The sequence below is a fragment of the Methylobacterium sp. J-070 genome, assembly GCF_022829385.1.
Lineage (GTDB): Bacteria > Pseudomonadota > Alphaproteobacteria > Rhizobiales > Beijerinckiaceae > Methylobacterium.
Map to the genome: position 1 here is coordinate 72,841 of NZ_JAKSXX010000122.1, position 20,530 is coordinate 93,370.

Annotated in this window: 22 protein-coding genes and 2 pseudogenes; 16 read left to right on the forward strand and 8 right to left on the reverse strand. The window is 67.5% G+C overall.

The window, feature by feature from the left end; genetic code table 11:
* Position 1: 1 nt before the first annotated feature.
* On the reverse strand, positions 2 to 490 hold the full coding sequence (locus MKL01_RS10285) for a hypothetical protein (RefSeq protein WP_243905113.1): 489 nt from the start codon (positions 488 to 490) through the stop codon (positions 2 to 4).
* 227 nt (positions 491 to 717) lie between these two features.
* Between MKL01_RS10285 and lexA the strand changes: the two genes are divergently transcribed.
* On the forward strand, positions 718 to 1,437 hold the full coding sequence (lexA, locus tag MKL01_RS10290; protein WP_243905114.1) for a transcriptional repressor LexA: 720 nt from the start codon (positions 718 to 720) through the stop codon (positions 1,435 to 1,437).
* On the opposite strand, the pseudogene MKL01_RS10295 reads toward lexA, so the two are convergent.
* Positions 1,431 to 2,864: pseudogene (locus MKL01_RS10295) on the reverse strand (ComEC/Rec2 family competence protein); the annotation flags it as partial. The gene lexA and the pseudogene MKL01_RS10295 sit on opposite strands and share 7 nt — an antisense overlap.
* 61 nt (positions 2,865 to 2,925) lie before the next feature.
* Here MKL01_RS10295 and MKL01_RS10300 point away from each other — a divergent pair.
* Entirely contained in the window at positions 2,926 to 4,662 is a 1,737-nt protein-coding gene (locus tag MKL01_RS10300; protein WP_243905115.1) for a recombinase family protein, read from the forward strand.
* Positions 4,663 to 4,760: 98 nt separating this feature from the next.
* On the opposite strand, the gene MKL01_RS10305 is transcribed toward MKL01_RS10300, so the two are convergent.
* On the reverse strand, positions 4,761 to 5,483 hold the full coding sequence (locus MKL01_RS10305; RefSeq protein ID WP_243905116.1) for a DNA-binding protein: 723 nt from the start codon (positions 5,481 to 5,483) through the stop codon (positions 4,761 to 4,763).
* 272 nt (positions 5,484 to 5,755) lie between these two features.
* Positions 5,756 to 5,989, reverse strand: coding sequence for a hypothetical protein (locus MKL01_RS10310; protein ID WP_243905117.1), 234 nt, complete (start codon positions 5,987 to 5,989; stop codon positions 5,756 to 5,758).
* A 265-nt stretch (positions 5,990 to 6,254) separates the two neighbouring features.
* Between MKL01_RS10310 and MKL01_RS10315 the strand changes: the two genes are divergently transcribed.
* From MKL01_RS10315 to MKL01_RS10325, 3 genes are read left to right on the forward strand one after another with little or no spacing between them, the layout of a single operon-like run.
* Positions 6,255 to 8,165, forward strand: coding sequence for a CHASE3 domain-containing protein (locus MKL01_RS10315; protein WP_243905118.1), 1,911 nt, complete (start codon positions 6,255 to 6,257; stop codon positions 8,163 to 8,165).
* Positions 8,131 to 8,556: a response regulator gene (locus MKL01_RS10320; RefSeq protein WP_243905119.1), complete on the forward strand. Its 426-nt coding sequence runs from the start codon at positions 8,131 to 8,133 to the stop codon at positions 8,554 to 8,556. Before MKL01_RS10315 ends, MKL01_RS10320 begins: the two co-directional genes overlap by 35 nt.
* A 23-nt stretch (positions 8,557 to 8,579) precedes the next feature.
* Positions 8,580 to 9,743, forward strand: a complete 1,164-nt coding sequence (locus MKL01_RS10325) for a hybrid sensor histidine kinase/response regulator (RefSeq protein ID WP_243905120.1) — start codon at positions 8,580 to 8,582, stop codon at positions 9,741 to 9,743.
* Positions 9,744 to 9,980: 237 nt separating this feature from the next.
* Here MKL01_RS10325 and MKL01_RS10330 read toward each other — a convergent pair whose 3' ends face one another.
* The 3 genes from MKL01_RS10330 to MKL01_RS10340 all read right to left on the reverse strand — a co-directional run bounded on the left by MKL01_RS10330 (position 9,981) and on the right by MKL01_RS10340 (position 11,322).
* Positions 9,981 to 10,532: a PAS domain-containing protein gene (locus tag MKL01_RS10330; RefSeq protein ID WP_243905121.1), complete on the reverse strand. Its 552-nt coding sequence runs from the start codon at positions 10,530 to 10,532 to the stop codon at positions 9,981 to 9,983.
* Positions 10,533 to 10,826: 294 nt separating this feature from the next.
* Positions 10,827 to 11,054: a hypothetical protein gene (locus MKL01_RS10335; RefSeq protein WP_243905122.1), complete on the reverse strand. Its 228-nt coding sequence runs from the start codon at positions 11,052 to 11,054 to the stop codon at positions 10,827 to 10,829.
* A gap of 37 nt (positions 11,055 to 11,091) precedes the next feature.
* Positions 11,092 to 11,322, reverse strand: coding sequence for a hypothetical protein (locus MKL01_RS10340; protein WP_243905123.1), 231 nt, complete (start codon positions 11,320 to 11,322; stop codon positions 11,092 to 11,094).
* Between the two features lie 600 nt (positions 11,323 to 11,922).
* Here MKL01_RS10340 and MKL01_RS10345 point away from each other — a divergent pair.
* From MKL01_RS10345 to MKL01_RS10365, 5 genes and pseudogenes are all read left to right on the forward strand, one after another.
* Positions 11,923 to 12,144 carry a hypothetical protein gene (locus tag MKL01_RS10345; RefSeq protein WP_243905124.1) on the forward strand — a complete coding sequence of 74 codons (222 nt, stop codon included), beginning with the start codon at positions 11,923 to 11,925 and terminating at the stop codon, positions 12,142 to 12,144.
* 142 nt (positions 12,145 to 12,286) lie between these two features.
* Complete coding sequence (locus MKL01_RS10350) at positions 12,287 to 13,111, forward strand: cytochrome b/b6 domain-containing protein (protein ID WP_243905143.1); 825 nt, start codon at positions 12,287 to 12,289, stop codon at positions 13,109 to 13,111.
* Entirely contained in the window at positions 13,108 to 14,037 is a 930-nt protein-coding gene (locus MKL01_RS10355) for a molybdopterin-binding protein (RefSeq protein ID WP_243905125.1), read from the forward strand. The genes MKL01_RS10350 and MKL01_RS10355 overlap by 4 nt, the downstream gene beginning before the upstream one ends.
* A gap of 140 nt (positions 14,038 to 14,177) precedes the next feature.
* On the forward strand, positions 14,178 to 14,387 hold the full coding sequence (locus tag MKL01_RS10360) for a hypothetical protein (protein WP_243905126.1): 210 nt from the start codon (positions 14,178 to 14,180) through the stop codon (positions 14,385 to 14,387).
* A pseudogene (locus tag MKL01_RS10365) lies at positions 14,369 to 14,581 on the forward strand (NAD(P)-dependent dehydrogenase); the annotation flags it as partial. The gene MKL01_RS10360 and the pseudogene MKL01_RS10365, both read left to right, overlap by 19 nt.
* A gap of 102 nt (positions 14,582 to 14,683) precedes the next feature.
* On the opposite strand, the gene MKL01_RS10370 reads toward MKL01_RS10365, so the two are convergent.
* Positions 14,684 to 15,148 carry a MarR family winged helix-turn-helix transcriptional regulator gene (locus MKL01_RS10370; protein ID WP_243905127.1) on the reverse strand — a complete coding sequence of 155 codons (465 nt, stop codon included), beginning with the start codon at positions 15,146 to 15,148 and terminating at the stop codon, positions 14,684 to 14,686.
* A 237-nt stretch (positions 15,149 to 15,385) separates the two neighbouring features.
* On the opposite strand from MKL01_RS10370, the gene MKL01_RS10375 reads away from it, so the two are divergent.
* From MKL01_RS10375 to MKL01_RS10400, 6 genes are all read left to right on the forward strand, one after another.
* Positions 15,386 to 15,784 carry an MAPEG family protein gene (locus MKL01_RS10375; RefSeq protein ID WP_243905128.1) on the forward strand — a complete coding sequence of 133 codons (399 nt, stop codon included), beginning with the start codon at positions 15,386 to 15,388 and terminating at the stop codon, positions 15,782 to 15,784.
* Between the two features lie 120 nt (positions 15,785 to 15,904).
* Complete coding sequence (locus MKL01_RS10380) at positions 15,905 to 16,783, forward strand: STAS domain-containing protein (RefSeq protein ID WP_243905129.1); 879 nt, start codon at positions 15,905 to 15,907, stop codon at positions 16,781 to 16,783.
* Positions 16,784 to 16,787: 4 nt separating this feature from the next.
* A complete protein-coding gene (locus MKL01_RS10385) occupies positions 16,788 to 17,192 on the forward strand; it encodes an STAS domain-containing protein (protein ID WP_243905130.1) in 405 nt (134 codons plus the stop codon).
* The gene (locus tag MKL01_RS10390; RefSeq protein ID WP_243905131.1) at positions 17,167 to 17,577 is read left to right on the forward strand and encodes an anti-sigma regulatory factor; all 411 of its coding nucleotides are present in this window, start codon (positions 17,167 to 17,169) and stop codon (positions 17,575 to 17,577) included. Before MKL01_RS10385 ends, MKL01_RS10390 begins: the two co-directional genes overlap by 26 nt.
* 2 nt (positions 17,578 to 17,579) lie before the next feature.
* The gene (locus MKL01_RS10395; protein WP_243905132.1) at positions 17,580 to 18,575 is read left to right on the forward strand and encodes an ATP-binding SpoIIE family protein phosphatase; all 996 of its coding nucleotides are present in this window, start codon (positions 17,580 to 17,582) and stop codon (positions 18,573 to 18,575) included.
* Complete coding sequence (locus tag MKL01_RS10400; protein WP_243905133.1) at positions 18,572 to 20,473, forward strand: ATP-binding protein; 1,902 nt, start codon at positions 18,572 to 18,574, stop codon at positions 20,471 to 20,473. The genes MKL01_RS10395 and MKL01_RS10400 overlap by 4 nt, the downstream gene beginning before the upstream one ends.
* Positions 20,474 to 20,530 lie beyond the last annotated feature (57 nt).

Below are 20,530 nucleotides of genomic sequence, written 5' to 3' on the forward strand. Positions count from 1 at the left end.
ATCAGCGCAGGATCTGACCCGGGTTGCGGCCCGGCAGCCGCGGCACGACGGTGCCGCGCTTCTCGATCGGCGCGTCGCAGGCATAGGCGAACTCGGACTTCAGCGGATCGAACACGGTCTCGCCGGTGATCCGGCAATCCTCGCGCACCGTCTCGTCGAGATAGGCCCGGGCGGCGGTGCGGAAGCGCTTGACGCGGGTCGCCTGCGGGTCCGGATCGATCCGGATCTCGCTCAGATTGCAGCCGGCATATTCGCGCAGGGCGTTGGACACGATCAGCATCCGGCGCAATTGCCGGTTGTCGTAGACCTCGTAGGGTTCCTTGCAGCCGATCGTCACCACCTGCGGGGTGAGCGCCACGTAGTTCCGCGAGATGTAGGAGAAGCCCGTGGCGTTGCAGCCGGCGAGCGCGACCGCGACGGTGACGGCTCCGAGGGCGACGGGGCCGCGGGCGATCCGCCGGAGGGGCCGCAGAGCTGCGGGTCGTCGCATCCTCGTCATCCCAGCCCGCATCCCGGATCCGCCCGCTCCCACGGGCAGCGGGATGCATTGAAACGGCTCCGCTTGTGCCGTCAATGCGTTTCTCGCCGCGCCGGACCCGTCGCATCGCGAGCGTGGCCGTATCGCACTTGCGGAACACTTGCGGAACGTTTAACCTGTTCGTGATTTGTTTCCGCGACCGTCCCGGGGCGGTCCGCTCAGCCACGAGGCCCCCTTCGATGCTCACGCGCAAGCAGCTGGACCTCCTGCGCTTCATCCAGAGTCGCATGCAGGAATGCGGTGTCCCGCCCTCGTTCGACGAGATGAAGGACGCCCTCGACCTCAAGTCCAAATCGGGCATCCATCGGCTGATCACGGCCCTGGAGGAGCGCGGCTTCCTCCGCCGCCTCCCGAACCGGGCGCGGGCCATCGAGGTGATCCGCGTGCCCGAGAGCCTGACGCAGGCGCCCGCGCCGGCCGCGGAGCCCCGCCGCTTCACCCCGAGCGTGGTGGAGGGCGGCAAGTCCAAGCAGCCGCCGCTCCCCGCCAACGCGCGCATGATCGACGAGGCCGGCCGGGCCGTCTCGATCCCCGTCATGGGCCGGATCGCCGCCGGCACGCCGGTCTCGGCGATCCAGAACCAGAGCCACGCCATCACCCTCTCGCCGGATTTCCTGGCCGGTGGCGAGCACTACGCCCTGGAGGTGCGCGGCGACTCGATGGTCGAGGCCGGCATCCTCGACGGCGACCTCGTGGTGATCCGCAAGCAGGACACCGCCAACACGGGCGACATCATCGTGGCCCTGATCGACGACGAGGAGGCGACGCTCAAGCGCCTGCGCCGCCGCGGCTCGTCGATCGCCCTCGAGGCCGCCAACCCGGCCTACGAGACGCGGGTCCTCGGGCCCGACCGGGTGCAGATCCAGGGGCGCCTGGTCAGCCTCGTCCGGCGCTACTGAAGCGGCTCGGCCGGCGCGTCGGCGGGGGCACGTCCCCCGTCCGGTGCTTCGGTGTCCGGTGACCCTGAAGCCGCCGGCGCGTCCGCTTGTTCGGGCCCTTCCGGAAGCGCTCCGGCCGGTCGCCGCGGCCTCGGGTCCGGGCGCAGCCGCCAGGGCAGGTCCCGGCTGTCGGCGCGGGCGTAACGGGTGGTGAAGCCGTCGCGGCCGGCCCGGAGCGCGACGGCGCCGTGGGCGGCGAGGACGCGCCGGTCGATCACCAGGGGGCCGGTACAGGTCGGGGGCGCCGCGAGGCCGGTGATCAGCACCGCGGCCCGGGCGCAATCCTCCGGGAAGGCGCGCCGGTCCCGGACCAGCGCGACCGCCCGTCCGTCGGCCAGGCGCGCGGTGCATCCGAGCGGATCGCAGCGCCCGCCGCCCGACGCGGCGATCAGCGCGTCCGGCCGCCGTCCGTCGCCGTCCGCCTTCAGCCACTGCTCCAGCACGAAGCCGGAGGGGCGGCCGAGGGCCGTGAGGCGCCCGTCCGGCCCCCGCACGGCGGCACCCCCGCCCTGTCGGTCGACGAAGAGGTCGTAGCGATCCGGCAGGGCCGTGAGCCCGAGCCCCAGCAGGAGGGGCGGTACGGCGAGCCAGCGCAGGCGCGAGACCGGGAGCGTCGCCAGCAGGAGGCCGGCGGTGAGCAGGGTCAGCGCGGCGGTGCCGAAGGCCGGCAGCACGACGGTGGCGCGCTCGAACCCGGCGATCCACTCGGAGATCGCCAACATGCCGCCCACCGCCTGGCCCATCAGCCACCAGATCGGCCGGTCGAGGGCGAAGGGATAGGCCAGGACCCCGATCACCGCGCAGGGCATCACCACCAGGGAGACGAGCGGCAGGGTCAGGGCGTTGCCGACGATCCCGAACGGCTGCATCGTCTGGAAGTGGTAGGTGGCGAAGGGCGCGGTGGCGACCTGCGCCACCAGGGTGGTGGCCAGGGTGCCGGCGACCGCCGAGAGACCGGTTCCGACGAGCCGTCCGACGGGACCGGCCCCGGGGCGCGTGAACAGCCGCCCATCGATCAGCCGCGCGCAGGCGATCAGGCCGGTCACCGCCCCGAAGGACATCTGGAAGCTCGGGCCGAGCAGGCCCTCCGGCTCGCGCGCCAGGGCGATCAGCGCGGCGAGGGCGAGGTTGCGCATCGACAGGGCCGGCCGATCCGCCAGGATCGCGCCCAGCATGATCAGGGTCATGATCAGCGAGCGCTCGGCGGCGATATCCCAGCCCGAGAAGGCGCAGTAGGCGCTCACGCCCAGCATGGCGAAGCCGGCCGCGATCTTCTTGATCGGCCAGACCAGCGCGCAATACGGGACCAGCGCGAGCGTCGCCCGCACCAGCCAGAACACCACGCCGGCGGCCAGCACCATGTGGAGCCCCGAGATCGACACGACATGGCTATGAGTAGGCCGGCATTTGTTTTAGGGAAGGAAGGCGCGGAAAAGCCTGGGCGGTGAGATGGGTGACAAGATCGGGACCGATGCGGCGCCAGCCCCGGCAACCGCCTATTCCTACATTCGGCTGAGCTCGAAGCGCCAGTCGAACACCGACGAGAAGAAGGCCTATCGTGACGGCCTAAGGCGGCAGACCGCCTTGCGGGACGAGTATCTCGCCGCCAACCCACACCTCACGCTCGACACCAAGCTCTCGCTCCACGACATCGGCGTGTCCGCGTTCACGAAGGCCAACATGGCCAAGGGCGGCGGAGGCAAGCTCGCCCTGTTCCAGCAGGCCGTCGACGAAGGACGCATCGCCAAGGGCAGCTACCTGCTCGTCGAGAACCTCGACCGAATGACGCGCGCCAGCGTCCCGGTCGCGCAGCACATGCTGCTGGGCTTGGTCAACGCCGGCATCGTCGTCGTCTCGATCGCCGACAAGATGACCTACCAACATGCGCCGGACGATCCCGTCTCACAGGCTGCCTTCCTAGTCTCGGTGATGACCCTCATGCGGGCTCATGAGGAGTCGGCGCTGAAGTCCAGGCGCCTCAAGGCGACGTGGGAGGAAAAGCGGAAGAATATCGGGACCAGAAGGCTGACGACCAAGACCCCGGGCTGGTTGCACATGGTCGACGGCAACCTCGAAGTGCATCCCGAACGTGGCCCCGTCGTCGAGCTGATCATGAAGTTGCTCGCGGACGGATGGGGCCGCGACCGCATTGCAAGGCACCTGAACGAGAACAAGGTGGAATGCTGGGGGCACGGCCGGTCATGGCACGGCGGCACGGTCCAGAAGGTCACCGACAACAGGGCGCTGCTGGGTGAATTTCAGCCTCACAAGCTCGAACACGTGGAGCGACAGGGTGTCCTGGTCGCGAAACGCGTCCCGGTTGGTGACCCCATCCCGAACTACTTCCCCCGGGCCGTCAGCGACGAACTCTGGGCCCTGGCACGCCGCGTTGCCAACAAGCGGCGCCTCGGGCGCGCGCCCAACGCCGGAGGCCAGCAGGGCACGGTGATCACCAACCTGTTCGGCATGGTCGCCACGTGTGGTGTGTGCATGAAGCCGATGAACTACCGCGACCGAGGGGCGCGTTCCACGCCCGTCCTGCGGTGCTCCTCGGAGCGGGCCGGCACCTGCACCAACGCCTACCGCATCCCCTACTACGATACCGAGGTCGCCATCCTCCTCTGGCTCGTGAAGCTCGACCTGACGGGCGGAGCACCCGGCGAGCTCGCGCGCCACGAGGAAGCCTTGCGGACCAAGGTCGCGGAGCGTGACGAGCTGCAGGTTCGGGGCGAGGCCATCGTACGAGGGATCGGTGCCGGCAGTCGTTTTGCCAAGGCACCTCTCGCCGAGATCGAGACCGCCATGCAAGCGTGTGAGGCCGGCATCACCGACCTGACGGGCAAGATAACCGCGTTGCGTCACGGCGGAGGGCGTGAGGAGCGCTCCGCGGCCATCGAACACCTGAGCGAACTTAAAAGGACGGATGCGCCTGACGAGGAGGTTTTCGCGGCGAGAATGCGGATCCGGCAGATCATCCGCGACACGTTCGAAAACATGTGGTGCTACCCGGACGGCAACATCGAGATCTTCACAATCGATGGCGGGTATCACGCCTTCCGCGACGGTTACTGGTGGAACGAGGCCGACCGGATCTGGGTGCCATCCGTCGGCGCCATGACCGGCATCCCGTATCGCGCCACCAAAGCCGAGCTAGCCCGTCGGGCGAAATGGCTGGGGCAAGCCTAACGGGAAGCGCCTCGGATCAAGCTCCATAACGGCGAGGTCCTGTGGCATGCCGCACCGCGGGTCGCGACAATTCCGAACCGGCATCATCGTCCGCCCGACTACGCGGCCGAGCCTGTCCCGACATGTATGTCGTCCTCGGGCTGCCTCCTGCGATAGCGCCCGCGTTCAGCCCGAGCGAATAGCCGTTTATGGTGGATCCGCTGGTTGATCTTTTTTCTCAGAGTGTCGTGGTTCCACTCCTCCTGGTGACCCTTGCACTCCTCCACGAGATCAGCTCCCAGGCGCTGCTCGATATCCTGGATCGGTAACGCGCCGTTCTCCGGCAGCGCCTTCCAGATCTCGTGCACGACCCGCTCCCAGTAGACATCGGCCCGGACGGCCTGCAGGTGCCTCCGTGCCTCCTCCAGCTCGGCCTCCAGCGCCACCACGCGTTCGGTCAAGAGCCGGGCCTCCGCCTCATGGCCCCCCAGCAAGGCGAGGGCTTCGCTACACATCTCGCGTTCGACGCCGATCTCTTGCTGCATGCGCTCCCTGTCGCGGACGTAGACGGCGGCCGCCTCGGCCTGCGCCGCCTGCCATAGCGCCACTCCAGCCGCGGCCAGTCGGTTCGAGACCGCTTCGGGCAATGCGGCGAGCTCGATCTTCGGACTGTATTCCCGCTCCCGCTTCCACTCCTTCAGCAGGGGCGCGACGTTATTGGGCGAGCCGGCCTTCCCCAGGTTCTCCGTGAGCCACGCCCTGACCGTGTGGGTTGTGACATGCGCTCTTCCGCCGGCGCGGATCGCGTCCGCGGCTCTGTAAACATCGTGCCTGGTCACCATCGCGTGCCGCCCTCCGGGCACGAGTTTGAGGCAGATACGGTTAACGAAACATGCTTTTCTGTATTCCGTAACGCATTACGTTACACGATACGCACTACGTGCCTGACCGCGGATCCTTTTGCAGGCGTGTGGCCTGTGCTTCGAGCGCCAGCGGGGATGATCGAACGCAAGCGACGGCTTGTCGCGACTGCGATGAGACCTATCCGAGCTACCCAGTTGATAGCCGAACCAAAGTTCTGCATTCGGACCTCAAAGTTCCGCATTCAGCAAACCTAGAGTAACACCGGCCCGTCATTGAACGATGGCGAGCCGGTGTTCGTTCGGCGGAAGGCATCCTCGGCCTGCAATCGGCGGCTCGCGGCCTCAAAGGCCCCGCAGGCAAACCCGACATCGGCATCAGCCCGACCATGGCCCGCCAGCACTTCGGCGAAAGCATCAGCAACCGCCTCGTCCCAACGCGTCAGCGTTCCGTAGACGTCGAAGGTGATGGTCGAAGGGCATGCCATTCGGGCCTAACGGATCGCCGTCGAATTCGATCAGCCAACGCATGGTGAACGAACCGTTGATTCCGGAAGCGGGCATCGGAAAGCGCTTTCCTGTGTCCGCTTCCATCGGAGTCGCGTTTTCCAGGTCCGAGGGCTCGGGTCGCCCCCCAGCTCGTCCAACCAGATGCCGGCATACCAGGCTTAGCCCTAGAGCGGCCGCGCGATGCTCATCCGTGCTATCGACCGAGCACCCCCACACCACGACCGCTGCGGAACCGATGCCGGCATGACGAAGAGTTTTGGTCTGAACCGCTCGCTCGGAAGCGCCATCGGCATTATCGCCCTCGTGGCGGTGCTCGGCAGCGGCGCGGTGCTCGCGTCCCTCGGACACCTTCAGACGGCCATCGATGCCCGCGGACGGTCGAACCTGGTCATGCGCGCGCTTGATGCCTTCCGCGTCGCCATGCTGAACCAGGAGACCGGCCTGCGCGGGTACCTGCTGACCGGTCACCAGGACAGCCTCGATCCCTACCGCATCGGCAAGTCGGCCTTCGAGGAGGCCGCCGAACGACTTCACGCCCTCATCGGCGACGACCCCCTGCGTCAGGGCTGGCTCGCCGAAGCCGAGAAAGCAGCGCGGGCTTGGCAGGAAAAAGTCGGGGAAGCCGCAATCCACGGCATGGCCGACCCGGCAACCCGCTCCGAGGCGATCCGGATCGAGGGCAGCGGTACGGGCAAGGCGTACTTCGACGCGTTCCGGACGAAGCTCCAGGCCATTCAGGCCGAGGAGGAGAGCCGGCGTGAGGTCAATGGGACGCTTCTCGCGCAGGCCCAGCGCGATGCCGGCATCGTCTCCTGGGGCGGCACCCTGCTCACCCTCCTCATCTGCGCCGGGATCGGAATAGCCATCCGGCGCAGAATCGTTGCCCCCCTGATCCGCCTGGCCGAGGCGATGCGGCATCTGGCCCGTCGCGATCTCACGATAGAGGTGCCAGGCATTCGTCAGCGCGACGAGGTCGGTGCGATGGCGCGGGCGGTGCAGGTGTTCAAGGAAGGGTTGATCGAGCTCGACCGCACCTCTCTGCTCCGGGCGACGGCCGACACGCTGCCGGCGATGGTCGGCTACGTCGATGCCCAGCGGCGCGTCGGGTTCCTGAACGGAGAGTTCGAGCGCTGGTTCGACCTTCAGGTCGGGGATGTCTCCCAAGTCGACGGCCGCCCCCTGGCGCAGGTTTTCACGAACCAGCCCTTCCCCGGGACGGGACGCGAACTGGAGACCGCCTTCGCGGGGACCGAGACCCGTTTCGAGCACCGCCTCGCCCGACGTGGTGCGGACAGGCGGATGGTGGAAGGGTTCTACCGCCCGCATCGCGGGCCGGACGGTGCGGTGCTCGGGGTCGTCACGCTCCTGACGGACATCACCGAGCGCAAGGCCATGGAGCGGCGCCTCGCCCTGCATGCGCGCGACCTGCGTCGGACCAACGAGGAGCTGGAACAGTTCGCCTACGTGGCCTCTCACGACCTCAAGGCACCTCTGCGCGGCATCGAGAACCTGGTGACCTGGATCGAGGAGGACCTGGAGGAGGTCCTCACGGCCGACACCCGGACGAACATGGACCTGCTGAAGAGCCGGGTGCGGCGCCTTGAGAGCCTGCTCGACGACCTCCTGGCATACTCGCGGGCCGGGCGCGGCGACGTCGCGACCGAGACGGTCGACACCAAGGCACTGGTCGAGGATCTCGCCGGCTTGGTCAGCCCGCCCGAGGGGTTCGACATCACGGCGGGAGAGAGCCTGCCGACCCTGGATGCCGCCCGGGCGCCCCTTACGCAGGCGTTCCAGAACCTCATCGGCAATGCGATTAAGCACCATGACCACCCGGCCACCGGGCACGTCTGGGTCGATGCATGCCCCGTGGACGACATGGTAGAGTTCACCGTGACGGACGATGGCGCTGGCATTCCCGAGCAGTTTCGTGAACGGGTCTTCGGCATGTTCCAGACCCTGAAGCCCCGCGATGAGGTCGAGGGCAGCGGCATGGGGCTTGCCATCGTCAAGAAGCTGGTCGAGCGCCAGGGCGGCAAGGTCTGGCTGAGCGAAGGGTGGGACGGTCGTGGCCTCTCGGTCCACTTCACCTGGCCCAATGGTACGAAGGGAACTGCCGATGGCGCCGACCGTGAACCTGCTGCTGGTCGATGACGACGAGGTCGACGTCCAAGGACTGAAACGCGCCTTCAACAAGAGTAAGATCGCGAACCCCATCACGGTGGCGCGCGACGGCATCGAGGCGCTGGAGATCCTGCGCGGCCAGAATGGCCGGACCAAGCTCGCCAAGCCGCACCTGATCCTGCTCGACCTCAACATGCCGCGCATGAACGGCATCGAGTTCCTGGAGGCGCTGCGGGCCGACGAGGACCTCAAGAGCGCGCTCGTGTTCATGGTCACTACCTCGAAGGCCGAGGAGGACAAGGCGCGCGCCTACGGGCACCACGTGGCCGGCTACATCGTCAAGCAGGACCCGGCCAACACCTTCATGCAGGCGGTCTCGCTGCTAGAGCACTATTGGAAGATCGTCGAGTTCCCCGAGTAGCCACTTCCGGAGCCGACCCGAAGATGCCGACGCGCATCCTCCTCATCGATGACGATCAGGTCGACCGCGCCGCCGTGCGCCGGGCGCTGGGGAAGTCCGGCCTGGCCCACGAGCTCACCGAGGCGCCGGACGGCTCCTCCGGGCTCAGGCTCGCGCAGGGGCAGGCGTTCGACTGCGTGCTGCTCGACTATCGCCTTCCGGACGTCGACACCTTCGCGCTGCTGGCCTCGCTCTTGTCGCCCGAGGGCGGCAACCAAGCGGTCCTGATGCTGACGGGCGAGGATGACCCGGACGTCGCCTTCCGGCTGATGCGGGCGGGTGCACTTGATTACCTGGCCAAGGGCGAGGCAACGCCGTCGAGCCTGGCGCGGGCAATCCGCTACGCCAAGGCACGCCGCGAGTTCCTGGCTGAGTTGAGCACGGCGCGGCGTGAGGCGGAGGCGAAGTCACAAGAACTCGACCTGCTGAACAAGCAGAAGTCGCTGCTGTTCTCCATCATCGCCCACGACCTTCGCAATCCGTTCCAGGCGCTTCTGGGTCTGTCCGAAGTCCTGAGCCAAGCGGTCGCGGAACGCGACCACGCCACTGTCGAGCGCCGTGCGCAGGGCATCCAGGAGGCGGCGAGCCAGGCCTACGGCCTTATGGAGGGCCTGTTCGCGTGGGCGAGCCTGCAGATGGACACCGTCGCGGTGACCCTCGGCGATGTCGACCTGGGAGCCGTGGCCGATGAGGTTCTTAAGGGCGCATCCGAGAACGCGTCGGACAAGGGCCTGATCCTCAGGGCCAAGTGTGCCGGCCGTCACGTACGGGGCCATCGCGACATGCTGGCGGCGGTGATGCGCAACCTCGTGAGCAACGCGGTGAAGTTCACGCTGCCGGGGGGCACCATCTCCATCGCCGCCGAACCTCGCGGCGAGAGCGTCGAGATCACCGTCTCGGACACCGGGGTCGGCATGACGACCCACAAGGTCGCCGACCTGTTCCGGCTCGACCGGCGCACCACCACGAACGGAACCGCCGGCGAGCGGGGCAGCGGCCTCGGCCTCCTGCTCTGCCGGGATCTCGTGGAGCGCCAGGGAAGCACCCTGACCGTCGAAAGCGTGCCCGGTCGCGGCACCAAGTTCGGCTTCATCCTGCCCGCGACAGTGGCGGTCGGGGAGAAGCAACTCGCACTTCTCGAAACCTGAATCCACTTGGCGTTTCATTGGCACGGGCGCACGTTTGACCGGACCCGCTCCCGCTGACGGACATCCCCGGCGCCGCATCGGAGGGGGCTGCGAAGCTTTTGCCAAGCAACATCGCCTGCCTGCTGTCGCTCACCGCCACCAGGATCAGGTTCGTGCCCCCGACGCTGCGGTTAGATGGGTCGAAGGAGATCCGACCCGCGCCGGGTGATGCCTCGCGACGGATCGGTTTCGCCGGGATCAGTGGATGTTGACCGACGCATCGTCCCCGGCCTGCCGCCGGGCCAGATCCTTGCCTACGGCGAACAGCAACGCGTCGACCATCGGCAGGAGATGGTCCGAGGCGCCTCCCAGGGCCAGCGACCTTGCCATGAGGACGTGCTCGGCGAGGGCGTCGAGTGCCGTGACCGGCGCGAACTCACCGGCGGACGGGGTCACCTCGAACCTTTCGAGCTCCGCCTGCGCGATCAGTCTCCGTCCCTCGGGTTTCACGTCGGTGATCTGTCCGAAAAAGCCGAGGAAGCCCCGTCGCTTCGGCAACCATGAGGGGGTGGCGGAGTCGCTCACCCACACGTAGGTGCCGTCCTGGCGCCGGAGGCGGTATTGCAGGGTGAACTCGCATCGCGCCGCGCAGGCATGCCGGAACGTCTCGACCATCAGGTCACGGTCGTCGGGGTGGATGACGCTCGCCCAGCCCGAGAACAGGCCGGCGGGGGGCCGCAGCACGGTGACGGCGTACCACTCAGGGCACATGTAGGTCGTCCGGCCCTCGTCGTCCGTAACCCAGATCATCGTGGCCTCGCTGGCTCAGCCGGCTCAAGGACGTGCGCCCGCACCGAAGACGGCTCCATTCTGGGTTTGCCGTGATGTCGCGGTCAAACCTTCGTCCTGTCCAGGGACCAACCGGTCCCCCTTGCCTCCGCCATGGCCCATCCAGCCACGACCTGCCGCTTCCGATCCGAGTCCTCTGCCATCGCGGGCCTCCGCCGCCTTGGTGAAAGACGCTGCGGTACCAGGTAGCAAGCTCACCTGCCCGCCTCGCCCAGCGCGTCAGTCTTCGGTGGGGTTTGGATGGAAGATCCCGCCCTACTCGGCGCTGAGCGCAGCGAGGTCACTTCTTAGTCGCAAGGCGCGAATACGGTGACCTCGGGCCAACTGGATCATTCCCTGGGCAACGAGCCCTTCGCCGGCATCGGCAGCGTCCATTGCGATGGCAGCGAGCTGAGACGCGCAAACATCGTCGGTCTCGGCCGCCTGAGCCAACGTGATCATCAGTTCCAGAACGGCCTCACCCATCGAGGCGAGATAGGCCACAGCCCGAGCTTGGCCAGCGGCGCTGGCTTGATGCGCCTCATCCCCTCAACGGGAAGCGCTCCATGAACCGCATGCCGTCCCATAGCTCGACCGCGTGACCGGCCACGAACGCCTCAGCCTGACGTAGTGCGTCTTGATCGTCGAGGGCGGGTAGGTTTTCCAGTCTCGCCACACGCCCGTCAGCGTTGACCAGGAAGGCATGATAGCACGGTGGCACGGGTAGCCGGTCGAGATCGGCAAATCTCATGTGTTTCGAGTTCGTCGGCATCACGCCCCTCCGTTCGTGAGAGCACGATGGGTCAGGTCGTCCGCTCGAATCAGAGGTTAGCGAAGATTTAACAATGCTCACCTAAATTTGATAATATTATACCGATACCAATCAAAAAGGCGCGCCGGGTCAGGGCGCGCCGAGGTGAGTTGAGAACGGTTCACGGGAAGAACCGAGTTCAGCCCTAGCATGAAGCCCGGGAACCGATTGCTCATTTGATCGACACGACGAGGAATGCGCCCGTCACCACCGGCCCGTCCCGGAGCCGGCACCCGCTTGGTGGCGGCCTCCGCGTCGGAGAGCAAAGCCAGCGGGCCCTGCATCGAGATGACGTGCGGGGATTGGCGCTCATACGGGCCGTCGACCGGAGGCGTTCTCCGGAACTTGATGGCGAGGCTGAAACTTGCGGCCTCTCGATCCCGTAAGGCTCCTCGAAGACCCCGACCCAAGCATGTTCGAAGCATAAGCTTCCGAGCGTGCCTTAACTTGTCTAATTGGCAAGCTTGATGTTAAATCATTCGGCTTAATTCGGAACAAGTATGGAATTATCCTGTTTTCACGAAGGTTGAATGAGACATTCAGCACTGCAGGAGATCCCGCATGAAGAAGTTTACTCTCGCCCTCACCGCCCTGGCCGCTCTCGGCGGCGCGTCCCTGGCACCCGGGGCCGCAACGGCCGCCCCGATGGCCGTCAATGGCCTGCAGTCCGATACCGGCGTGACCCAGGTCCGCATGATGCACGGCGACCGGATGATGATGAAGAAGCGCATGATGAAGCGCCGGATGATGAAGAAGCGCATGATGATGAAGCGCGGCATGTGATTTCGAGGCGTCCTACGCTTCCGGAGGTCCCGATCCAGGGGCCTCCACCCATTTCGAGGATCGCCCCGAGGAAGACCGTTTGCCCCGCACCTACCTGACGCGCTCCGCGCCCGACACGGGTGAGGTCGAGACACGACGCTGGATGTTCCGGCACCCGGTCGTCATCCGCGTCACGCATTGGGCGAATAGCATCTGCCTCCTCGTGCTGCTGATGAGCGGATTGCAGATCTTCAACGCCCACCCCGCCCTGTACTGGGGCAAGGTCTCCACCTTCGACACACCGCTGATGGCGATGTCCTCGACGGAGGACGATCCGCCGAAGGGCGTCACCACCATCCTTGGGCGGACCTTCGACACCACCGGTTGGCTGGGCTCCTCGGCGGGTGCCGACGGCGAGGCGGCCGACCGCGGCTTCCCGTCCTGGGCGACCCTGCCGAGCGACCAGGACCTAACCGGCGGCCGAAGCTGGCACTTCTTCTTCGCCTGGGCCTTCGTCCTGAACGGCCTCGCCTACCTGTTCTACGGGCTGGTCAGCGGGCAGCTTCGCTTCCGCGTGATCCCGTCGCGCGACCAGGTCCGACACTTCGGCGCTTCGGTATGGGAGCACCTGACGCTGCGTTTCCCTGAAGGTGACGAGGCCAAACGCTACAACGTCATCCAGAAGCTCACCTACCTCGTCGTGCTGTTCGTGCTCCTGCCCGCTCAGGTCCTGGCAGGGCTGGCGATGTCGCCGGCAATGGATGCGGCCTTTCCCTTTCTGCTGACGCTGTTCGACGGGCGCCAGTCGGCGCGCACGGTCCACTTCGTCGTGGCGGCCCTGCTCGTCCTGTTCGTCGCCGTGCACGTCGCCCTGGTCGTCCTCTCGGGCTTCCGGAACAACATGCGCGGCATGATCACCGGCTGGTTCGTGATTGAGCGGAAGGTCGAGCCGTTACCGGAGCGGACGTCGACGGAGGCCGCCTCGTGATCCGGCAACCAAGCCGCCGCTCCCTCCTGCTCGGCGCCACCGCCGCCGGTTCCGCGATGCTCGGCGGCTGCGACCGGCTGGGTGACGCGGAGTGGTTCAAGCGCACGCTGAAGACCGGGGAGGACGCCAACCTGTTCGTCCAGCGCCTGCTTCTCACCGAACGGACGCTGGCACCCGAGTTCGCGGACGCCGACATCTCGCCGGTGTTCAAGCCGAACGGGACCGAGGATCCGCCGGATAAGGCCTACAAGGCCCTGGCGAGGGGCAAGTTCGCCAAGTACCGCCTGGAGATCGGCGGCCTCGTGGAAGCCCCCTTCAAGCTGTCCCTGGCCGAGATGCGCAAGCTTCCGTCCCGCACACAGGTCACCCGCCATGATTGCGTCGAGGGCTGGAGCGCCATCGGCAAGTGGACCGGCATGCCGCTCGCCGACCTCCTGTCCCGGGCCAAGCTGAGGCCTGAGGCGCGCTACGTGGTGTTCCACTGCGCCGACACCATGGACCAGGGCGAGGACGACGGCGGGGCGGACACCGCGCAGGATGACGACGCGGACGAGGCGGTCCCCGCCGGCAACGCCACCCCAGCCATGACCAAGCAATCGGGTGGCGGGGAAAGCAGGAAGGATTCCGGCGGGCAACAGGCTTCGAAGGATACCGTGGCCGGTGGCGGATCGCCGGTCCGGTACTACGAGAGCATCGACCTGGTGGACGCGTTCCACCCGCAGACCATCCTCGCCTACGACATGAACGGCAAGGCGCTCCCGGTCTCGAACGGCGCCCCGCTGCGCCTGCGCGTGGAACGCAACCTCGGCTACAAGCAGGCCAAGTACGTGATGCGCATCGAGGTGGTCGAGAGCTTCGCCGGGATCGGCGAGGGCAAGGGCGGCTACTGGGAGGACCAGGGCTACGCGTGGTACGCGGGCATCTGAGACCGTCCGGGCATGGCTCGCCGGACATCGGCCGGTCGATCCAGGCTGCCATTCGGCGTTCCCAACCCACCCGGGGAACCTCGGTCCCACAGCGGGCTTGGCCCACGATGCCGGCGTCCCGTCCGGCCACGAGGAACGCCATGCCGAGCGATATCGAGAAACACCGAGAGCTGCTCGACGGCCTGAAGGCTGCCATGGGCAAGAACGACGGCGCGTTCGAGCAGGCCGTCACCAGCGCCTTCGAGCACGTCTTCGAGCATCTGGGCCGCCTGAACTCACACGTCTCGTTGGGAGAGGGTGCCAACGAGGATCGTCCCCTGGAGGACGGGGAATCCGCGACGCTGCGGTAGGGTCCGGACCTGCCGCGAGTTTCTCCTCCAAGACCGGCAGGATGGCGCGAGCCCGACCACGGCGATGAGAGCCCGAGGGGCCGGGCAAGCTCGATGGAAAGGCCGCACCGGTCACGGGCGGCGATACCCGCATCGGGCGGGCCATCGCATTCGCCCGCGCGGGGGTCGACGTCGCGATCACCCACTTGCCCGAATAGTAGGCGAACGCGGTGAACGGTGAGCGCCTGGAACGAGATAAGCCGGGCGGCAGGTGCTCTTCCTGGCGGGCGCCCCCCCCGGCTCCTCCGGTGGGCCCCCTAGGAAGTCTCGTTCTGCGATGCCGCACCGGTTGCGGTCATGCGTTCGCTGAGATCCTTCAGTTCCCGACGCAGGTCGGCCAGATGGCCGTCGTCAAGTCCGGTCCGGCAGACGACGGATTGCTGCGCGGCTGAGACATCGGCCTCAAGTTGGATGCCCACTTCGGTAAGGGCGACGAGCACGACGCGCCGGTCAACGCCGCGGGTGCGCGTGACGAAACCGGCCGCCTCCAGCTTGTCGACGAGCGGGGTCACGGCGTTGGACCCGAGTTGCAGCCGCTCGGCCAAGGCATGGATTGCTGTCATTCCATCCTGCCATAGGGCCAGCATCACGAGGTACTGCGGATAGGTCAGGCCGAGCTCGGCGAGCATCGGACGATAGGCACGCACCACCGCGTTGGTCGCGGCGTAGAGCGCGAAGCAGAGCTGGTCGTCCAACCGCAGTCTGGACTTCTTCGAACCCATAGCTCAAATTCCGTTCAGGTCTGGATGATCCACGCGTGAACGAATGTGTCAAGCGGTGGAGGATCAAGGTCTTGTGCCGGTCAATCTGACGGGACCCCGATCAAGGGTCCATCGTCGAGGGGAAACGCCATGGCGAAGATCCTGATCGTGGCCCTTACTGTCGCGCCCCTTTCCGTCACGTCCGCGCTCGCGGTCGACCATGCCGCGATCCGTCACGATGCCTCATAAGGAAAGCCGATGACCTATCCAGCTCTGACCGCCTCCTACGCCGGCCTGTTCGCGCTCATCTACGTCGGCCTCTCGGCCTGGGTTATGGCGAGCCGCGTGTCCTCGGACACGCTGCATGGAGACGGCGGCAACGAGACGCTGGAGAAGCGCATCCGGACGCAAGGCAACTTCGGCGAGTACGTGCCGCTCGCACTGATCCTCGCCGCCCTGCTCGAAGCGGGCGGCGGCGGACCGACGCTGGTGCGGACCCTTCTGATCGTCCTCCTGGTCGGTCGTGTCCTGCATCCGTTCGGGATGTTCGCCGCGAAGAACTCGCCGGTGCAGTTCGCCTGCCGCGGCGGCGGCATTCTTGCCACCATGGGCGTCATCGCTGTGGCTGCCGTAGCCTTGCTTCTGCGGGCCGGTTGAGCGGCGTCGCAATCCGGAAGGCCAGGAACAACTTCTATTGGCAAGGCCCACCGCGGCGATGACGGCTATCGACCATAGACCGAGCAGGCTAGATGCTAAACGACGACGAAGGATGACGGGATGACCATGGACGGCACGGAGGTCCTCAAGAGGACCGTGACGGAGGACGAGGCCGCGATCCTCGGCGACTGGACCGGGGCTCTCAGGGAAAGCGGGTCGCTCCAGAGCGGCCGCATCCGCGAGGCCGAGCTCCAGACCCAGGCCAAGGCCGTGCTGGCCCAGTTCCGCGACGCCCTGGCCGCCGGAGGCCTCGACGCGGACGGCGAGGGCTACGCGTCGTTGCGGGAAACGCTTGCCGACATCTCCCGCTCCCGGGCGATCCAGGGGTTCACGCCGACCGACACGGCCAACTTCGTGTTCTCGCTGAAGGAGCCCGTCTTCGAGGCGCTCAGGCGGACGTCCGCCGCCGACGCCTCCGCCCTGGCGGCCGGAGTGTGGGCCGGAGGCAAGGTGCTCGACCGGCTCGGCCTTCACACCATGGAGGTGTTCCTGGCGAGCCGCGAGGATGTGATCGGGCGCCAGGGTCAGGAGATCGCCGAGCTCTCGACCCCGGTGGTCCGGCTCTGGGACGGTATCCTCGCGCTGCCGCTCATCGGCACCCTCGACAGCGCCCGGACCGGCGTCGTGATGGAGAACCTGCTCCAGGCGATCGTCGATGAGGAGGCCGAGATCGCCATCATCGACATCACGGGCGTGCCGACCGTCGACACCCTCGTGGCGCAGCACCTGCTGAAGACCGTCGCTGCGGCGCGCCTGATGGGCGCCGACTGCATCGTCTCCGGCATCCGGCCGCAGATCGCGCAGACCATGGTCCATCTCGGCGTCGAGCTGAACGTCGTCTCGAAGGCGACCTTGGCCGACGCCTTCGCCGTCGCCCTGAGGCGGACCGGCCGCAAGGTGGTGCGCCAGCAGGCGGCCGTGGCCGAGGAGCGGCGCTGAGGCCATGGACCGTATCCCGATCCTCAAGCTCGGTGGCGCCCTCATCGTCACCATCCAAGTCGACATGCACGACCGCCTCGCGCTGGCCCTGGAGGAGGATCTCACCGCGATGATCGCGCGCACCGGCGCGCGCGGCGTTCTCATCGAGATCTCGGCATTGGAGATCGTCGATTCCTTCATCGGGCGCATGCTGGTGAGCATCGCCGCCGTCTCGCGCGTGCTCGACGCTGAGACGGTCGTGGCCGGCATGCGGCCGGCGGTCGCCATCACCCTGGTCGAGCTTGGCCTGGAGCTGACCGGCATCAAGACCGCCCTCAACGTCGAGCGTGGCATGGCGCTGATACAGGCGCGACTCTCCAAGGACGAGGAGGACGGGTACGGGGGTGACCGTGACCGTCACGAAGGCTGAGACCCTCCCAATCCGCTCCGGCGACGACGTGGTGCGGGTGCGCCAGCGGGTGCGCGCCCTCGCCATCGAGATCGGGCTCGGGCTCGTCGACCAGACCAAGATCGTCACCGCGGCGAGCGAGCTCGCCCGGAACACCCTCGACTACGGCGGCGGTGGCGACATGCGGGCCGAGATCGTCCTGGCCGGGATGCGCAAGGGTCTGCGCCTCACCTTCGAGGATCAGGGCCCCGGCATCGCCGACATCGAGCAGGCGCTGACCGATCACTACACCTCCGGCGGCGGCCTCGGACTCGGCCTTGGCGGAGCCAAGCGGCTCTCGAACGAGTTCCACATCGAGTCGACGCCCGGGGCAGGCACGCGCGTAACCATCGCGCGGTGGAAGTAGGCATGGACCGGGTCATCGTCACCGAAGCGAGCCAGGTGGCCGAGGCGCGGCGGCGCGCTGTCGCCGTGGCGCAGGCCATCGGTTTCGACGAGATCGCCGCCGGACGGGCCGCCCTGGTTGTGACCGAGCTTGCGACGAATATCGTCAAGTACGGCGTTCCAGGCGAGATCCTCATCGGCACCTACGAGGACGGAACCGGTTTCGGCGTCGAGGTTCTCGCCCTGGACAAGGGGCCTGGCCTCCACGACCTGGCTTCGGCGTTGCGGGACGGTCACTCGACCGGCGGCAGCGCCGGCGAGGGCCTGGGGGCGGTACGCCGTCTCGCCGACGCGTTCGACATCGTGTCTCGGCCAGGCTCCGGAACGGCGGTGCTGGCCCGTATGTCCGGCGTTCGTTCCACCTCCCCGGAAGCCGAGGCGACCTTCGGTTCCGTGACGGTGCCCCTGAAGGGGGAGACCGCGAACGGCGACGCCTACGGCATCCATGAGCGCGCGGACGGCTGGACGGCCATCGTTGCGGACGGCCTCGGGCATGGTCCGGATGCGGCGAAGGCATCCGGGGAGGCCCTTCGACTGTTCCGACGCAACCAGGGCAAGCCGCCAGCCGCGATCCTGTCCGCCATCCACGCGGGCCTGTCGCATACGCGGGGCGGCGCGATATCCGTCGCACGCTACGATCGGGACACCTCCACCCTCACGTTCACCGGCATAGGGAACGTCTTAGGTGCCGTCGTTTCCGGCACGGTGACCAAGCGCACGGTCAGCCTCGCCGGGACGGCAGGGCACGCGGCGCGACGCATCCAGGAGTTCGAGTACCCCATGCGTCCCGAGGACCTGTTCGTGCTGTGCTCGGACGGTATCGCGACGAACTGGTCGCTCGACGCCCATCCCGGCCTTGCCGAGGCACACCCGTCGCTCGTGGCCGGCGTGATCTTCCGGGACTTCGCCCGCGCCCGCGACGACGCCACCGTGCTCGTCGTGCGGGGACAGGGCCGATGAGGTGGCCGCTCCTCACCAGCGCCGTCAAGCACGAGGACGACATCGTCACGGTGCGCCAGCGCGTTCGCCGACTGGCCGAGCGCCTCGGCTTCGAGGTCCAGGACCAGACCCGCATCGCCACGGCCGTGTCCGAGATCGCGCGCAACGCCTACGGCTACGCCGGCGGCGGGCGCATCGAGTACGGCCTCGACCAGGGAAGGGACGGGCAGTTCCTAGTGGTCAGGGTCAGCGACAAGGGCCCTGGCATCGCCGAGCTCGACGCCATCCTGGAGGGTCGCTTCCGCTCGACGACCGGGCTCGGCATCGGTATCACCGGATCGCGCCGGCTGATGGACTGCTTCGAGGTCGACACCGTATCCGGCAACGGCACGGTCGTGACGTTCGGCAAGCGGCTCCCGCCCGGCGCCGAGAGCTTCACTGGACCGACACTCGCGGCCCTGGCCGAGGACGTCGCCCGCGCCCGGACGGCGGAGCCGCTGGTCGCCCTGCGCGAGCAGAACCGCGAGCTCCTGAGCAGCCTCGCCGAACTCGCGGAACGCCAGGAGGAGGCCCAGCGCCTGAACCGGGAGCTCGCCGACACGAACAGGGGCGTGGTGGCCCTCCACGCCGAGCTTGAGGCGCAGGCCACGCTTTTGCGCGAGGCTGGAGCCCTCCTTGAGAGCCAAGTCGCCGCCCGGACGGCGGAGCTCGCGGACGCGAACGTGCGCCTCCTGACCGAGGCGGCTGAACGGGAGCGGATGGAGCATAACCTGCGCCAGTCGCAGAAAATGGAGGCGGTCGGGCAGCTCACGGGCGGCGTGGCGCACGATTTCAACAACCTGCTGACCGTCATCAAGTCGTCGACCGACCTGCTCAAGCGGCCGAACCTTCCCGAGGACCGGCGTGTCCGGTATATCGGGGCGATCTCAGATACCGTGGACCGCGCCGCGAAGCTGACCGGACAGCTCCTTGCGTTCGCTCGCCGCCAGGCCCTAATGCCCGAGGTGTTCGCCGCCTGCGACAGCGTGCGGGCCATCGGCGACATGATGGGCACGCTCACCGGCTCGCGCATCCAGATCGTCACGGACCTGCCCGAGGAGACGTGCTTCGTGCACGCCGACCCGAGCCAGTTCGATACCGCGCTCGTCAACATGGCGGTCAACGCGCGCGATGCCATGGACGGTGAGGGCCAACTACTGATCCGCGTCAGGCCGGTCGATGCGATGCCGGCGATGCGCGGCCAGGCCGCCGTCCCCGCAGCATTCGTCGCGGTGTCGATCAGCGACACCGGCGTCGGGATCCCGGCGGATGGCCTTGAACGGATCTTCGAGCCGTTCTTCACGACCAAGGCCGTCGGCCAGGGCACGGGGCTCGGATTGTCCCAGGTCTTCGGGTTCGCCAAGCAGTCTGGTGGCGAGGTCGCGGTTGAGAGCGAGGTCGGACGCGGCACCACCTTCACCCTCTACCTGCCCCGCGTCGCCGGCGAAGGCAGGGCGGTGGACGTAAGCGAGCCGGAGCCGCTGATGGACGGGCATGGCACCTGCGTGCTCGTCGTCGAGGACAACGCGGACGTGGGCACCTTCGCGGTCCAGACGCTGACCGACCTCGGCTACGTCACCGTGCTGGCGACGAACGCCGAGGAGGCGCTGGCCGAGCTCGCGAGGGATGCCGACCGCTTCGACGTGGTGTTCTCGGACGTCGTGATGCCGGGCATGAACGGCATCGACCTCGCGCATCGCATCCGCGCGGTGCACCACGACCTGCCGGTGCTGCTGGCCTCGGGCTACAGCCACGTGCTGGCCGAAAACGGGGCCTTCGGGTTCGAGCTCCTGCACAAGCCGTACTCCATCGAGCAGCTCTCGCGCCTGCTGCGCAAGGTCGCCACCTGGCAGCGCCGAAGGCGGATCCTGGGCGGATAAGGCGACATGGGTCCAAGCCGAGCGCATCGGTGCGAAAGACAAATCGGGAGCGGAAGT